Below are 15,111 nucleotides of genomic sequence, written 5' to 3' on the forward strand. Positions count from 1 at the left end.
GCGCGCCCACCCTGACCCCGTCAGCGCCGGGCATCGGCGTGCGACGTCGGCGCCGGCTATCCGCCGGCCGCCTCGAGTGAAGCCCGGATGCCCTGGCCGGGCGGCCCCAAGGTCCGAATCAGCGCACCGACAGCTACCCGGGAGCAGGTAAGTTTGAGACCCGTAGCGCGTCATGAGAGGGGGTCGCGTCATGGGAATCCCACCCGATTCCAGCCCGTACGGGTCGCAGACGGTGACCGGACCCGGCTGGCCGAATGTCGACGAGGAGATGCTGGCGGCGGCCGCAGCGTCGTATGAGGCGCTGGCCGCCAAGATCAACGGCAGCGTGGTCCCTCGACAGCAAGGTCAGCTCATGGCGCTGTCCGACTCATGGGAGGGCACCGGCTCGCTCGCGGCGGCGGGGGAGGCCACCACCATCATCGGCGGCCATGAGGCCAACGCAGCGCAGGCGGCAGCGATCGCGGCCAAGCTGCGCGCGATGGAGGCCACCGTCGTCAAGACGAAGACGCTGGCGAACACGATCGCGCAGGAAGTCCAGCACGAGTGCGAGGCCATCGCGGCGATGCCGTTCAGCAACGCCCAGGAACTGGTGCAGAGCCGCATCAAGATGGGGTTGTCGCAGAACGTCGCAAACGTCACGACCAACACCACCGAGCTCGCCGGCACCCTCGGCGTACGGCCGAGCATCCCGTTCTTCGGCGCGCCGACCGTGCCGGGCGGTGAGGAGGCGCAGGACCGTGGGGAGGAAGCCGCGAAACAGGCCGGCGACGGCTCCCAACAGGCGACGCAGATGGCGAGCCAGATGGCGTCGATGGCCGCGCAGCTGCCCATGCAGATCGGCCAGTCGCTGATGGCGCTGCCCCAGCAGATGGGTCAGCAGCTCCAGCAGCTTTCACAGCCGCTGCAGCAGCTGACGTCGATGTTCGGCCAGGGCGGCAAGGCCGACTCACTGGGCGCCGCCGGGCTGCCGTTCTCGTCGTTCTCCAACCATCCGCTGGCCGGCGGCTCGGGTGCGGGCGGCGGTTCGGGCATGGTGCGGGCGGCTTCGCTACCCGGTTCCGGCGGTGCGCCGTTGCAGACCCCGCAGATGGCGAACCTGGTGGGCAGCAAGCCCGTCAGCACCGCGCCCGCCCGGGAGGGCGCGATGGCCGGATCCGCTGCGGTCGGCGGGGCCGCGCCGATGGCCGCGGGTGGCGGCATGGGCGGGATGGCTCCGATGATGGGCCAGCGCGGTGAGAGCGGAGGCACCGTGGCGGGCCTGGCGGTGCCCGCGCCGCTCGAGCACGACCTCGACGAAGGCGACCTCGATGACGACTGGTGACGAGGAGCGCGAATGAGTAGCCCGCTGAGAAAGCCCGAGGGCATCACCTGGAATGCGGCGGCGGTCGAATTGCCGCAGATCCCAACGATTCCCGCTGGACAGGACGCGATGAGCGCCACCATCTCGGCGGTGCTGCCGACGCTGGCCGCCGAGTTGACCGCCAACGTCGCGGCGCTGTCGGCCAAGGAGAACACGTTCTCCGGCAAGGTGGGTGCCGCGCAGGTCGCGTACCAGAACTCCGACGACGCCGGCTCTCAGTCGGTCGGTCAAGTCGTGGGGATGCTCGGCCAGGTCGGCCAGCAGGCCGGTCAGATGGGGCAGATGGCGGGGGCGCCCACCCAGGCGCTGGGCGGGCAGGCAGGGATGTTCGGTTCGTTGATTCAGCAGGCCATGCAGGGTGCCCAATCGGGCAGTCAGTCCGCGGGTGGCCCAGCCGGGGCACCCGGGCAGCAGCCGCGGGGCGATACCCAGTCGCAGGTCGAAATACCAAGCGCACCAGGAGAATCCGAATCCGAAGTGCGCGACGACGAAGACCGCGAGCCGCTACGCCGCGCCGACGACCGCACTTGGGCCGGGGCGTCCGGAGCCGAGCAGAGCGGATCGGGCGCCGGTCCGGTGCCGGTGAACCCTCCGGAGAGGCGCGACGACGACGGGATCGCGCGCAACCTGTAGCGCTGGTTTTCTCGTCTGGGGTCGTGATCGCCCTCAGCGCAGTATTCGGCTGCGCTAGCCGGACTGCGGACGCGTCGGCGCGGGCCGGGGCCGCTGCGCATCTGCCGGTGCCTCGGGAGTTCGTCCGCTCGTCGATTCGCTCGACGCGGCACCAGCGGTGCTGGACTCGGCCCGCTGCGTGCGTTCAGGCGGTTCGTCGGCGTCGGGGTCGGACGGCTCTCGGGTGCGTTCGGCTTTCTCCCCGGCGCGCAGCGCCGTCTCACCATCGCGCGTGGACCCGGGCGTGCCTTGGACGGCCTGCATGACCTGCTGCGGAACCTGTTGCAGCCCTTGTGCGAGGCCCAGCAACGGCGCCGTCAGCGAGCCGGCGAGCTGTCCGACCTGCTGGCCGACTTGCCCGAGCATCTGTCCGATCATCTGACCGCCGGCAGCACTGCCCGGGCCGGTCGTCGGGGCGCCCGCAACGCTGGCACCGCCCGGAGCGCCCGCAGCACTCGGAGCGCCGGCGTCCTGCCCGTCCCGCTGTCCCTGCAGCACCTCGGCGGCGGCGCGCAACTTCTCGGCACCTTGGCGATCGCCCTGTTCGTACATCTGAGCGGCCTTCCGCAACAGCTCGGAGATCGTCGCACCCGACCTGGCGGTGGTCTGCATGGTGCCGAGCCGGGCCTCGAGCGCGTTCGACAGCGCGGTGCCCACCGCGGCGGCGATCGTGCCGTGGCTGTTGTGCACGCCGGCCGCCTCCGTGGCGCCGCCGCCGATCAGCTGCGAGAGACCCGCCGCGATCCGATCGTGTGTCTGGGCGTAGGACCGCACCCCGTCGGTCTGCACGAACAACTGGCTCATGACAGTCCAGCCTAGGGCCGCGGCAGAACCCGTCCCGACACCAATTCAGCGGTGGGCCTCGCTCTGCGCGGCCGCATCGGCGGCGGCGCCACGCCACCCGGCCGCCGCGTAGCTCGAAGACACCTCGGCCAGCGCGGCCCCGTCCCGCGCGGCGAGCGCTCGGCCGTGCGCCAACACCAACCGTCCCGTCGCGCAGTCACATTGGGCGCTGATCCGCCCGATCGCATCGACTGCACGCATGTCGCCAAGGCGCGCCGCGTCCAGCAGCGCGCGCAACGCGACCGCCGTCTGCCCACCCCGCTCCGCGCTACGTACCGCCTCGCGGGCAGCGGTGACCGCGCCGTGCCCGTCGCGCCGAGCCGACATCGTCCACGCCCGCGCGAGAGCCAACTCCGGAGCGAACAGCATCGACTTCAACCCGTGTCGAGACTCGGCGCGCGCCAAGGCTTTCCCGGCCTCGACACCCGCGCCGAGCTGGCCGAGGGCCTGGGTCAGAAGCATCCACGCCAACGGACCCCACGAATAGCCGGTCGGCGACAGCGCGGCAGCCGCGCCGCGTAGCAGGCGCGCGGCCTCATTAAGCTCACCCTTGGCGATCAGCACGTCGGCCACCAGCACCTCGCCGATCGCCCGGCCCGGTTGCTGCAGCTGTGCGAAGTCGGTGAGTCGCCGGGCAAGCCGCTGCGCCCGATCCAGCTCTCCCGTCATCACCAACGCCGTCGTCTGACCGAAGCCACTGGTGAACCGCAGCAGCCCGGGGTGTCCGGCGGCCATCGCGCGCTCGGCCAGGGCGTCGACATCGGCGAAGCGGCCCGTCCGCGCCGAGCTCAACGCCGCGGCCGCCGCGGCCCAGCCGACCGCGGTGTCATCGGCCGCCGGTGACGCCAGGACCTCCGCCGCGACCCTCATTGCCCGCGACACGCTGCCTGCGTTCATCGCGAACGTCGCCGACAACGCGTCCAGCGTGGTGCGGGCCACCGGCGACGACACCCGATTCCGTGTCGCGCGCAGGAACGCGGTGGCGCGCTCGGGCTCGGACAGCATCCAGAACTGGTTCGCGGCCCGGGGCAGTGCCCAGGCCATCAACTCGGTCTCGGACAGCGCGGCGCTGTCCACCTCGTCGAGTGCCGCGTCGGCGTCCCGGCCCCGGCCCTGCCATGCCAGCGCGTAGGCCAGCGTCAGCCGGGTCGACAGTTCCGGTGCACTCCCCAGCGCGGCACGGGCAAGCCGTTCGCTGAGTACCAGGTCCCCGAGCCGCAAGGCCTCGCCGGCCGCCGCGGCCGCCTCGGCCGGCGCCTGCGGACTGTCGCTGTCGAGTGCCAGCACCCCGCGGCGCAGCCGGTCGATGGCACCGTGGCCCGGTCGCGCGGCGAGCCGGTCGACCAGCTCACCCCGCAACCGGCGCAGCTCCGGACCCCCTAACGCCTCGCGTACCGCGTCGGCGAACAACGGGTGCGCCGGACGCAACCAGCCGTCGTCGTCGACGACTGCGCCGGAAGCCAGCGCAGAATCGACGGCCTCGCCGCCGGCCAGGGCTTCAAGCTCGTCGAGCGCCAGCGGGTCGTCGACCGCGAAGTACTCGAGCACCCGATGGGCGTCGCGGGGCAGGCCGGCGATGAACTCGTCGACCGCGACGGCCAGCCGGCGGTCATCGTGGCCGGCCGGCTCGAGCTCGATGCGCTCGACGAGGCCGTCGTCCCACAATGCCGGTACCCCGTCGGCCATCACGCCGTGCGGTGCCACCGTCAGGATCAGCGTCGCCGCCGCACTGACCGCGAGCTGGTACACCAGCGCGGCCGACAAGGGGTCCAGAAGATGCGCGTCGTCGATCACCAGCAGGCGTCCGTCACCGAGAGACTCGCGCGCGCTGCGCAGGACGTCTGCGGTCTTGCCGGTTTCCGGGATATCGATGAGGCGGGCGAAGGCCGCGAACGGCACCGCGGCCATCGGTGCGGTGGCGGTGACCCAGTCGACGCGGGTGTACGCCGCTCGGAGCCGGTCCACGGCCGCACGCGCCAGCGTGCTCTTGCCCACGCCGGCAGGCCCGATCAATGCTGCGCCGGAACGCTTCTGCAAACCGGCTTCGATCGAATCCAATGCCGGTCCAGGCGGCGAGGTGACCCACTCAATCGGCACCGCCGGAGTCTATGGCTAAATCGATCGCCGCACTCCTCAACGCGGCCGGGGGCCGCTTGATCGTCGTCCGGCTGAATCGATCGCCGCACTCCTCAACGCGGCCGGGGGCCGCTTGATCGTCGTCCGGTTAGGTTGTGTTCGTGTCCGGCGAAACTGGCCGCCAATGGGCGGTATGCGTCTACTGCGCGTCGGGACCGACGCACCCCGAACTCATCGCCCTGGCCGAACAGGTCGGAGTGGCGCTCGCCGAGCGCAACTGGAGCCTAATCTCCGGCGGCGGCAACATCTCGGCGATGGGTGCGGTCGCCGGCGCTGCCAGGTCACGCGGCGGACACACCGTCGGGGTCATTCCGAAAGCGCTGGTGCATCGGGAGGTTGCCGACGTCGACGCCGACGAGCTCGTCGTCACCGACACGATGCGTCAACGCAAGGAGGTCATGGAAGGGCGGGCGGACGCGTTCATCGCCCTGCCCGGCGGCATCGGCACCCTCGAGGAGTTCTTCGAAGCCTGGACGGCGGGCTATTTGGGTATGCATGACAAACCGGTCGTGATGCTCGACCCTGTGGGGCATTACACCGGCCTGTTGACCTGGCTGCACGAGTTGCGCGACAGGGGCTACGTCCCCCAGGGGGCACTGGACCGACTCGTCGTCGTGACCGATGTCGAGTCGGCTCTGGCGGCGTGCGCGCCTCGACCCAACCGCGGTCACTAGGGTGTGCGACAAACGAACAGCGGAGGACGAACGCACATGACCGAGAAGTCGGGGACCCGCAGCAGCGTCGGGTTGCTGGACATCGCCGCCCGGGTTCCCGGCCTGATCGCGGACGTGCCGACCATCGTGCGCGGCGTGGTCACCGGCTTCAGCGCGCGGCCGTCGGCCAAGACTTCGATCGGCAAGGTGTTCCAAGAGCGGGCCGCACGCTACGGCGACAAGGTGTTCCTCAGGTTCGGCGACGAACAGATCACCTACCGCGAAGCCAACGAGACCGTCAACCGCTATGCCGCCGTGCTGGCGGCCCGCGGTGTCGGGCACGGCGACGTCGTCGGCATCATGCTGCGCAACTCACCCGAAGCGGTGTCGCTGATGCTGGCGTCGGTCAAGTGTGGCGCGATCGCCGGCATGGTCAACCACCATCAGCGTGGTGAGGTCCTCAAGCACAGCCTCGGGTTGCTGAATGCCAAGGCCGTTGTCGCCGACACCGACTTCGTCGAGCCGATCACCGAGTCCGGCGCCGACACCGACGGCCTGATCACCGTCGACGAATTGACGAGGCTGGCCGAAACGGCGCCCACCGGCAACCCGGCGACCACCTCGGCGGTGCTCGCCAAGGACAAGGCTTTCTACATCTTCACGTCCGGCACCACCGGCATGCCGAAGGCCAGCGTGATGACGCACTACCGCTGGCTACGCGCGCTGGCCGGCTTCGGCGGGATGGGCATGCGGTTGTCCAGCGGTGACACGCTCTACTGCTGCCTGCCGCTGTACCACAACAACGCGCTGACGGTCGCGCTGGCGTCGGTGCTGAACTCCGGAGCCACACTGGCGCTGGGCAAGTCCTTCTCGGCGTCGAGGTTCTGGGACGAGGTGATCGGATACGACGCGACCGCCTTCGTCTACATCGGCGAGATCTGCGCATATCTGCTCAACCAGCCCGAAAAGGAAACCGACCGCAAGCACAGGGTGCGGGTGATCGGCGGTAACGGCCTGCGCCCAGCGATCTGGGACGACTTCACCAAGCGGTTCGGCATCGACCGGGTCTGCGAGTTCTACGCCGCAAGCGAGGGCAACACCGCGTTCGTCAACTTCTTCAACCTCGACAAAACCACGGGCATCTGCCCGACGCCGGTCGCGTTCGTCGAGTACGACCACGACACCGGTGACCCGCTGCGCGACGACAGCGGCCGGGTCAAGAAGGTCCGCAACGGGGAACCGGGCCTGCTGCTGTCCAAGGTGAGCAGTTTCCAGCCCTTTGACGGCTACACCGACGACAAGGAGTCGGAGAAGAAGCTGGTGCGCGGCGCCTTCAAGAAGGGCGACGTGTGGTTCAACACCGGCGACCTGATGCGTTCCCAGGGTTTCTGCCATGCCGAGTTCGTCGACCGGCTCGGCGACACCTTCCGGTGGAAGGGCGAGAACGTGGCTACCACCGAGGTGGAGGCGGCGCTGTCGATCGACCCGACTGTCGACGAATGCACCGTCTACGGCGTCGAGATAGAAGGGGCCGGCGGCCGAGCCGGGATGGCGGCGATCAGGCTGAACGAGGGATGTGAGTTCGACGGCAAGTCGCTGGCGGCGACGCTCTACGACCGGTTGCCGACGTATGCGGTCCCGCTTTTCGTGCGGATCGTGGGGGAACTGGAGCACACGTCGACGTTCAAGAGCGTCAAGGTCGATTTGCGTAAGGAAGGCCACGGCGACCACATCGAGGACCCGCTGTACGTCCTCAAGGGTCGCGACGAGGGCTACGTCGAGTACTACGACGACTACTCCAAAGAGGTTGCCGAGGGCAAACGCCCCAACAACTGAGTGATTTGTGGAGCCACACGGCGATGAGCGCCGCCAAGACTCCACAGATCGCACGGCCGTAGCCTGGAAATCGTGAGAACCTTCTGCGGTCGGCCGGTGGCCGGTGACCGAGCGCTGATCATGGCGATCGTGAACCGGACGCCGGACTCGTTCTACGACCGCGGCGCCGCGTTCACCGACGAGGCGGCCCAGGCGGCGGCGCACCGGGTGATCGAAGAGGGTGCCGACGTCGTCGACGTGGGCGGGGTCAAAGCAGGCCCGGGCAACACAGTCGACGCGGACGAGGAAACCGCGCGCGTCGTCCCGTTCATCGAGTGGCTGCGCGGTGCCTATCCCGACCAGTTGATCAGCGTCGACACGTGGCGCTCCGCGGTCGCCAAGCAGGCCTGCGCGGCGGGCGCGGACCTGATCAACGACACCTGGGCCGGCCACGACCCGGCATTACCCGAGGTTGCCGCCGAGTTCGGTGCGGGCCTGGTGTGTTCGCACACCGGGGGCGCGCAACCGCGGACGAGGCCGTTTCGGGTCAACTACGGGATATCCGAGCGTGGCGTTGTCGACGACGTGATCGCCGAGGTGACCGCGGCCGCCGAACGGGCGGTGGCGGCCGGCGTGGCGCGCGACGCGGTGCTGATCGACCCGACGCACGATTTCGGCAAGAACACTTACCACGGTCTTACTTTGTTGCGCCAGGTAAAAGAGCTTGTAAACACTGGATGGCCGGTCTTGATGGCGCTGAGCAACAAGGATTTTGTCGGGGAGACTCTGGGGGTGGGTTTGACCGAACGCCTGGAGGGCACCCTGGCGGCCACCGCTTTGGCGGCCGCGGAGGGAGCAGCGATGTTCCGGGTGCACGAGGTCGGACCGACTCGACGCGTACTGGAGATGGTCGCGTCGATCCAGGGCGGGCGGCCGCCCACGCGCACGGTGAGGGGACTGGCATGACACTCACGCCCGAACTGCCCGGAGCCGACGTCGTCACCGCACGGTGGCTGGCCGACCACAGTTGGAACCGGCCGACGTGGACCGTCGCCGAACTCGAAGCCGCCAAACGCGCTCGCACCGTCTCGGTCGTGTTGCCCGCGCTCAACGAGGAAGAAACGGTCGGCAGCGTCGTCGAGACCATCGCCCCGCTGCTCGGCGGTCTCGTCGACGAGCTGATCGTGCTGGATTCCGGCTCGACCGACGACACCGAGATCCGCGCCGTCGCCGCCGGCGCCAGGGTGATCAGCCGCGAGATCGCGCTGCCCGAGGTGGCCCCCCAACCCGGCAAGGGCGAGGTGCTGTGGCGCTCGCTGGCCGCGACCACCGGCGACATCGTGGTGTTCGTCGACTCCGACCTGATCGACCCCGACCCGATGTTCGTGCCCAAGCTGGTCGGCCCCCTGCTCACCACCGACGCCGTCCACCTGGTCAAGGGCTTTTACCGCAGGCCGCTGAAGGTCAGCGGCAGCGAGGACGCCAACGGCGGCGGACGCGTCACCGAGCTGGTGGCCCGGCCGCTGCTCGCATCGCTGCGGCCCGAGCTCAGCTGCATTCTGCAGCCTTTGGGCGGCGAGTACGCAGGCACCCGCGAGCTGTTGACCTCCGTGCCGTTCGCACCGGGTTACGGGGTGGAGATCGGCCTGCTCATCGATGCCTATGACCGGCTGGGGCTGGACGCGATCGCCCAGGTCAACCTCGGTGTGCGCACGCACCGGAACCGGCCGCTGACCGAGCTGGCCGCCATGAGCCGACAGGTCATCGCGACGCTGCTGTCGCGTTGCGGGGTGCCCGACTCCGGCGTCGGGCTGACGCAGTTCTTCGCCGACGGTGACGGCTACACGCCGCGGACGTCGTCGGTGTCGCTGGCCGACCGCCCGCCGATGGTGACGCTGCGCCCGCGTGGCTGATGGTCGCGTGTCGGCCCGCTGAGGCAGTATCGAGGGGGTGACCCTCGTTCTGCTGTATCTGGTCGTCCTGATCCTGATCGCGGTGGTGCTGTTCGCCGTGGGCAGTGTGGTGTTCGGCCGCGGTGAACCGTTGCCGCCGCTACCGCGCGAGACCACCCCTACGGTGCTGCCCGCCTCCGGTGTGACGAGTGCCGACGTCGACGCGGTCAAGTTCACCCAGACGCTGCGCGGCTACAAGACCAGCGAGGTGGACTGGGTGCTCGACCGGTTGGGTCAGGAGCTCGACCAGCTCCGTGGCCAGCTGGCCACGCTGCGCGCGAGACTCGGCTTCGACGACGACGAGCCGGTCGAAAGTGGCGCCCATGCGCTGCAGTCGGAAGGCGGCGACGACGAATCATGACCGCGTCGGTGACCCCCGCCGATGGTCGCGTCCGTTGCGCGTGGATCGACGAATCTCGTTTGACGCCTGCCGATTTCGTCCTCTACCGCGATTATCACGACACCGAGTGGGGTCGGCCGCTGCGCGATTCGGCCGCACTGTTCGAACGGATCAGCCTCGAAGCGTTCCAGAGCGGGCTGTCGTGGCTGGTGATCCTGCGCAAGCGGGAGAACTTCCGTCGCGCGTTTCACGGCTTCGATGTCGAGCGCGTCGCCCGCTACGCCGAACGCGACATCGCCCGGTTGATGGCCGACCCCGGAATCGTACGCAACCGCGCGAAGATCGAAGCCACCATCGCCAACGCGCGCGCGGCGGCCGACCTCTCCGACGGCGGGGCCGATCTCGCCGAGTTGTTGTGGTCCTTCGCGCCGCCGCCCCGACCGCGGCCCGCCGGCTTCGCCGACGTCCCGGCCGTCAGCCCGGAATCGACCGCGATGGCCAAGGAACTCAAGCGTCGCGGCTTCCGCTTCGTCGGGCCCACAACCGCGTACGCGTTGATGCAGGCCACCGGAATGGTCGACGACCACACCGCCGACTGCTGGGTGCCGGCGACCTGATCCGCGGCAGGAAGACGGCCATAGCCGGGTCTTTGCACACCGAACGCCGCCGATAGGGAACAATAGAGAAGTTCAGTAGCAGTTCAGTGCCGGGAACTGTCAAACGGGTGGGCAGTCCGGCCCCGACCGAGCCCGCGAGCGGGCCGGCTCATGTGGAGGGAGCACTCGATGGCGGCGATGAAGCCCCGGACCGGCGACGGTCCACTGGAAGCAACCAAGGAGGGGCGCGGCATCGTGATGCGGGTACCACTGGAAGGCGGCGGGCGACTGGTTGTCGAGCTCACTCCTGACGAAGCCGCCGCGCTCGGGGAAGAGCTCAAGAACGTCACAAGCTAACTCCCCACTTTTCGGTAGATCTGCAGGGTCTGCTCGGCGATGTGGGCCCAGGAGAACTCCTGAATGCAGCGTTGCCGCCCGGCTTGGCCGTACTGCCGAGCCTTCTTCGGGTCGGCCACCAGCTCGTTGACCGTAGCGGCCAACCGGCTTTCGTAGCCCGCGGTGTCCTGCGGGTCGTAGTGCACCAGCCGCCCGGTGTGCCCGTCGGCCACCACCTCGGGAATGCCGCCGACGTCCGACGCGACCACCGCCGTCGCGCACGCCATCGCCTCCAGGTTCACGATGCCCAGCGGCTCGTACACCGATGAGCATACGAAAACCGTTGCTGCGGTGAGTATTTCACGAATCTTGACGATGGGAAGCATCTCACGCACCCAGTACACACCTGCGCGGGCACGCGACAACTGTTGAACCGCCTCGGTCACCTCGGCGGCGATTTCCGGGGTGTCGGGCGCTCCTGCGCACAGTACCAGCTGGACATCGGGGGCGAAGTCGTGGGCCGCAGCAATCAGGTGCGCGACGCCCTTCTGCCTGGTGATCCGCCCGACGAACGCCACGATGGGACGCGAGAGGTCGACGCCGAGTTCCGCCAGCACCGATTCGCCCGGTTCCGGCGCGGCCGGATACCAGACGTCGGTGTCGATCCCGTTGCGCACCACATATACCCGGCTCGGGTCCAGCGCGGGATAGGTGCGCAACACGTCGTCACGCATACCGGAGCTGACCGCGATCACCGCATCTGCGGCTTCCACCGCCGTCTTCTCCACCCACGACGACACCCGGTAGCCGCCGCCGAGCTGTTCGGCCTTCCATGGCCGCATCGGCTCCAGCGAATGCGCGGTGAGCACATGCGGGATGCCGTAGAGCAACCCGGCGAGGTGGCCGGCCAGCCCGGTGTACCAGGTGTGTGAATGCACGACGTGGGCCTGTGCCGCGGCGTTCACCATGTTCAGGTCCGCCGACAGCATCGACAGTGCCGCGTTGGCGCCGCGCAGCGCCGGATCGGGTTGTGCGACGATCGCGTCGAGCCGCGGTGCGCCCATGCAGTGCACCTCCACCTCGCAGAGGTGGCGTAGCTGAGCGACGAGTTCGGTGACGTGAACACCCGCGCCGCCGTAAACCTCGGGTGGATACTCCCGAGTCATCATCGCCACCCGCATGGTTGTAGACGATAGTTACGGGAGCAAGCCGTCGCAGGCTCGTTCCCGCCCGGGAGAAGTTGATTCATACGCGGATCCAGTGGCTGACCGAGGGCACCAATGCCTAGCCGCGGACAGGACCGGCCGATAGGTTTGAGGCATGAGGGAACTGCCGCACGTGCTGGGCATCGTCCTGGCCGGCGGGGAGGGCAAGCGGCTCTACCCGCTGACCGCGGACCGGGCCAAGCCCGCTGTTCCCTTCGGCGGCGCCTACCGGCTGATCGACTTCGTGCTGTCCAATCTGGTCAACGCGCGATATCTGCGGATCTGCGTGCTGACGCAATACAAGTCGCATTCGCTCGACCGTCACATCTCGCAGAACTGGCGCCTATCGGGCCTGGCCGGTGAATACATCACGCCCGTCCCGGCCCAGCAGCGGCTCGGGCCGCGGTGGTACACCGGCTCCGCCGACGCGATCTATCAGTCGCTGAACCTCATCTACGACGAGGATCCGGACTACATCGTCGTGTTCGGCGCCGACCACGTGTACCGCATGGACCCCGAGCAGATGGTTCAGTTCCACATCGAGAGCGGCGCGGGCGCGACGGTTGCCGGTATCCGGGTGCCGCGCAGCGAGGCCACCGCGTTCGGGGTCATCGACGCCGACGACTCGGGTCGCATCCGCAGCTTCGTGGAGAAGCCGGCCGACCCGCCCGGCACCCCGGACGATCCCGACGAGGCGTTCGTATCGATGGGCAACTACATCTTCACCACCAAGGTGCTCATCGACGCGATCCGCGCCGACGCCGACGACGACCACTCGGACCACGACATGGGCGGCGACATCATCCCGCGTCTGGTCGACGACGGCATGGCGGCGGTGTACGACTTCAGCAACAACGAAGTCCCCGGGGCGACCGAGCGCGACCACGGCTACTGGCGCGACGTGGGGACCCTGGACGCGTTCTACGACGCGCACATGGATCTGGTGTCGGTGCATCCGGTGTTCAACCTCTACAACAAGCGCTGGCCGATCCGAGGTGAGTCGGAGATGCTGGCACCGGCGAAGTTTGTCAACGGCGGCTCGGCGCAAGAGTCAGTGGTCGGTGCGGGCAGCATCATTTCGGCGGCGTCCGTGCGTAATTCAGTGTTGTCCTCCAACGTCGTCGTCGACGACGGGGCGATCGTCGAGGGCAGCGTGATCATGCCTGGCGCCCGCATCGGCCGCGGCGCGGTGGTGCGCCACGCGATCCTGGACAAGAACGTCGTCGTCGGCCCGGGCGAAATGGTCGGGGTGGACCTCGACAAGGACCGCGAACGGTTCGCGATCAGCGCCGGCGGAGTGGTCGCCGTCGGCAAGGGCGTTTGGATCTGACTCCCTAACTCCCTAACCGCGGACTGCCCGGCAGCCCCCACGGCGCATCAACGGCCTTGGGCCTCGGCCCCGTTATGCGCGATGTGGTCTGTGTCTCACGCTGGTTCGATCACCAACGGCCAACGAGGCCACGAACACAGGAGACAGCACAATGAAGCGCACCAGGATTACGGCCGCCGTCGCCATCGTCGTCGGCGCGCTGATGACCACGACCGCCCCGCTCGCACACGCCGAGAAGCTCTCGGAGAACACGATCAAGAGCGAATGCAAGGCCGCCGGCGGCTCCTACACCAACAGGGGGACGGTATCCACCTGCGCGTACAAGGACATCGGCGGCAACAGCTACACCGACATCTTCTCCGGCGGCCATTACGTCACCACGCTCACCTAAGCGGGGTCAACTCGCTGCCGCGTTGCGTCGTCGCCGCACCAGCCGAACCGCCGCCCAGATCAACGCGACAAGGGCCACCAACACCAAGACCGGCACCAGGATCGCGATGAAGACCAGGCTCACGCTGACGCCGTCCTCGACCGTGCTCAGCACCGGTGCGGCCACCCCCGCGGTGGCGACGTTGGCGGCCGGCCGAACCGTCGACTTGGTCAGCGACACCACCAGTGCGACGACGACACCGATGACCACCGCGATCCACTGCCCGGATTCGGCGAACGCACCGGGGTCGGTGACCGCGGACGTCTGCGCCGCGGTGCCCGACCCGAACACGATGCCGCCCGCCGTCGGCCGGATGAACGTCTGGACAGCGTCGTTGACGCTGTCCAGCGCGGGCACCTTGTCGGCGACGATCTCGACGACGAGCAGCACCGCGACGATCGCCATCACCCAGCCGTTCTCCAGCCAGGCCCAGCCGGCGGGCAGCGTGATCAGGTCGGTGAACCGGGACAGCAGGCCGAGCGCCAGCAGCGGGATGTAGGCGTTGAGTCCCGCGGCGGTCGCCAGGCCGAGGCCGGTCAGCAGTTCCACATCGGCATTATGCGCGCCCGTCAGCGCAGTACGGTCAGTTCGACCTGACGAAGCCGTTGGGTATCCGCGGCGATATTGAGCTCGACGATGCGGTGGCCGGCGATCCTGAAGAGCAGCACCAGCGTGAGGCGGCCGGCGGGCGCGACGACGATCCCAGGCACACCGTCGACAACAGCGGTCTCGGCGAATCGTGAGTTGGCAGAGAACATGCGCGCGTTGGCGGCCACCGCACGCGCGCCGCGGATCGTGATAGGCGTACCGGCGGCGGTCGCGTCGACGTGCAGGACCACGTCGTCGTCCAGCACCGCCAGCAGCGCGTCGAAATCGCCGTGGCGCGCCGCGGCGAGGAAGGCATTGACAAGATGTCGTTGCCGCACGAAATCCGTTGTGGCCTCGACAGTCTTGCCGCGCACCCTGCGCCGGGCCCTGGCGGCCAGCTGGGCGGCCGCGTTCTCCGAGCGCCCCATGATCGGACCGATTTCGGCGAACGGCAACCCGAACATGTCGTGGAGCACGAATGCGAGCCGCTCAGCCGGAGACAGGGTCTGCAGGATGACGAGCAGCGCGACACCGACCGAATCGGCGAGCCCGGCTTCGGCCTCGGGATCGACGGGGCCGGTCGTGGCGCCGGCGGGAGCGACGTGCGCGGCCGGAGTGTCGACGACGTCGTCGAGCGGTTCTTCGGCTCGCACGTTGCGGGCGCGCAGCATGTCCAAGCAGATCCTGGCGACGACGGTGGTCAACCAGCCGCGCAGGTTGCGCACGTCGCTGATGTCGGCGCGATTCATCCGCAGCCACGCGTCCTGCACTGCGTCATCGGCCTCACTGACCGAGCCGAGCATCCGATAGGCCACCGACCGCAGATGCGCACGGTGTTGCTCGAACGCGTCTGCG

16 protein-coding genes are annotated in these 15,111 nt (G+C 68.8%); 11 read left to right on the forward strand and 5 right to left on the reverse strand.

Annotated features, from left to right (window positions below; translation table 11 throughout):
• The first annotated feature begins 190 nt into the window (after window positions 1-190).
• Both QGN32_RS18215 and QGN32_RS18220 read left to right on the forward strand, forming a co-directional pair.
• On the forward strand, window positions 191-1,321 hold the full coding sequence (locus QGN32_RS18215) for a hypothetical protein (RefSeq protein WP_326545700.1): 1,131 nt from the start codon (window positions 191-193) through the stop codon (window positions 1,319-1,321).
• Window positions 1,322-1,333: 12 nt separating this feature from the next.
• On the forward strand, window positions 1,334-1,993 hold the full coding sequence (locus QGN32_RS18220) for a hypothetical protein (protein ID WP_326545701.1): 660 nt from the start codon (window positions 1,334-1,336) through the stop codon (window positions 1,991-1,993).
• Between the two features lie 54 nt (window positions 1,994-2,047).
• Here QGN32_RS18220 and QGN32_RS18225 read toward each other — a convergent pair whose 3' ends face one another.
• Together QGN32_RS18225 and QGN32_RS18230 are read right to left on the reverse strand one after the other, a co-directional pair.
• Window positions 2,048-2,836 carry an ESX-1 secretion-associated protein gene (locus tag QGN32_RS18225; RefSeq protein ID WP_326545702.1) on the reverse strand — a complete coding sequence of 263 codons (789 nt, stop codon included), beginning with the start codon at window positions 2,834-2,836 and terminating at the stop codon, window positions 2,048-2,050.
• A 45-nt stretch (window positions 2,837-2,881) separates the two neighbouring features.
• Window positions 2,882-4,972 (reverse strand): AAA family ATPase, encoded by a 2,091-nt coding sequence (locus QGN32_RS18230; RefSeq protein WP_326545703.1) that lies wholly within the window; start codon window positions 4,970-4,972, stop codon window positions 2,882-2,884.
• A 140-nt stretch (window positions 4,973-5,112) separates the two neighbouring features.
• On the opposite strand from QGN32_RS18230, the gene log reads away from it, so the two are divergent.
• The 7 genes from log (at window position 5,113) to QGN32_RS18265 (ending at window position 10,724) form a co-directional block, all read left to right on the forward strand.
• Window positions 5,113-5,685 carry a cytokinin riboside 5'-monophosphate phosphoribohydrolase gene (gene log, locus QGN32_RS18235; protein ID WP_326545704.1) on the forward strand — a complete coding sequence of 191 codons (573 nt, stop codon included), beginning with the start codon at window positions 5,113-5,115 and terminating at the stop codon, window positions 5,683-5,685.
• A gap of 36 nt (window positions 5,686-5,721) precedes the next feature.
• Window positions 5,722-7,500, forward strand: coding sequence for a long-chain-acyl-CoA synthetase FadD6 (gene fadD6, locus QGN32_RS18240; RefSeq protein WP_326545705.1), 1,779 nt, complete (start codon window positions 5,722-5,724; stop codon window positions 7,498-7,500).
• A gap of 69 nt (window positions 7,501-7,569) precedes the next feature.
• Window positions 7,570-8,445 carry a dihydropteroate synthase gene (gene folP / locus QGN32_RS18245; protein WP_326549137.1) on the forward strand — a complete coding sequence of 292 codons (876 nt, stop codon included), beginning with the start codon at window positions 7,570-7,572 and terminating at the stop codon, window positions 8,443-8,445.
• Complete coding sequence (locus QGN32_RS18250; RefSeq protein ID WP_326545706.1) at window positions 8,442-9,392, forward strand: glucosyl-3-phosphoglycerate synthase; 951 nt, start codon at window positions 8,442-8,444, stop codon at window positions 9,390-9,392. Before folP ends, QGN32_RS18250 begins: the two co-directional genes overlap by 4 nt.
• 37 nt (window positions 9,393-9,429) lie before the next feature.
• Complete coding sequence (locus tag QGN32_RS18255) at window positions 9,430-9,792, forward strand: DivIVA domain-containing protein (protein ID WP_326545707.1); 363 nt, start codon at window positions 9,430-9,432, stop codon at window positions 9,790-9,792.
• Complete coding sequence (locus QGN32_RS18260) at window positions 9,789-10,388, forward strand: DNA-3-methyladenine glycosylase I (RefSeq protein WP_326545708.1); 600 nt, start codon at window positions 9,789-9,791, stop codon at window positions 10,386-10,388. Before QGN32_RS18255 ends, QGN32_RS18260 begins: the two co-directional genes overlap by 4 nt.
• A gap of 168 nt (window positions 10,389-10,556) precedes the next feature.
• Entirely contained in the window at window positions 10,557-10,724 is a 168-nt protein-coding gene (locus QGN32_RS18265) for a DUF3117 domain-containing protein (RefSeq protein ID WP_066857137.1), read from the forward strand.
• Here QGN32_RS18265 and glgA read toward each other — a convergent pair.
• Window positions 10,721-11,884, reverse strand: coding sequence for a glycogen synthase (gene glgA, locus QGN32_RS18270; protein WP_326545709.1), 1,164 nt, complete (start codon window positions 11,882-11,884; stop codon window positions 10,721-10,723). The two genes, QGN32_RS18265 and glgA, sit on opposite strands and share 4 nt — an antisense overlap.
• A gap of 139 nt (window positions 11,885-12,023) precedes the next feature.
• Between glgA and glgC the strand changes: the two genes are divergently transcribed.
• Both glgC and QGN32_RS18280 read left to right on the forward strand, forming a co-directional pair.
• Complete coding sequence (glgC, locus tag QGN32_RS18275; RefSeq protein WP_326545710.1) at window positions 12,024-13,238, forward strand: glucose-1-phosphate adenylyltransferase; 1,215 nt, start codon at window positions 12,024-12,026, stop codon at window positions 13,236-13,238.
• A gap of 151 nt (window positions 13,239-13,389) precedes the next feature.
• Window positions 13,390-13,629 (forward strand): hypothetical protein, encoded by a 240-nt coding sequence (locus QGN32_RS18280; RefSeq protein WP_326545711.1) that lies wholly within the window; start codon window positions 13,390-13,392, stop codon window positions 13,627-13,629.
• Window positions 13,630-13,635: 6 nt separating this feature from the next.
• Here the strand turns inward: QGN32_RS18280 and QGN32_RS18285 are convergent, their stop codons facing one another.
• On the reverse strand, window positions 13,636-14,217 hold the full coding sequence (locus QGN32_RS18285; RefSeq protein ID WP_326545712.1) for a DUF4126 domain-containing protein: 582 nt from the start codon (window positions 14,215-14,217) through the stop codon (window positions 13,636-13,638).
• A gap of 20 nt (window positions 14,218-14,237) precedes the next feature.
• Window positions 14,238-15,059: a sigma-70 family RNA polymerase sigma factor gene (locus tag QGN32_RS18290; protein ID WP_326549138.1), complete on the reverse strand. Its 822-nt coding sequence runs from the start codon at window positions 15,057-15,059 to the stop codon at window positions 14,238-14,240.
• Window positions 15,060-15,111 lie beyond the last annotated feature (52 nt).

The organism is Mycolicibacterium sp. ND9-15, assembly GCF_035918395.1.
Taxonomy (GTDB): domain Bacteria; phylum Actinomycetota; class Actinomycetes; order Mycobacteriales; family Mycobacteriaceae; genus Mycobacterium.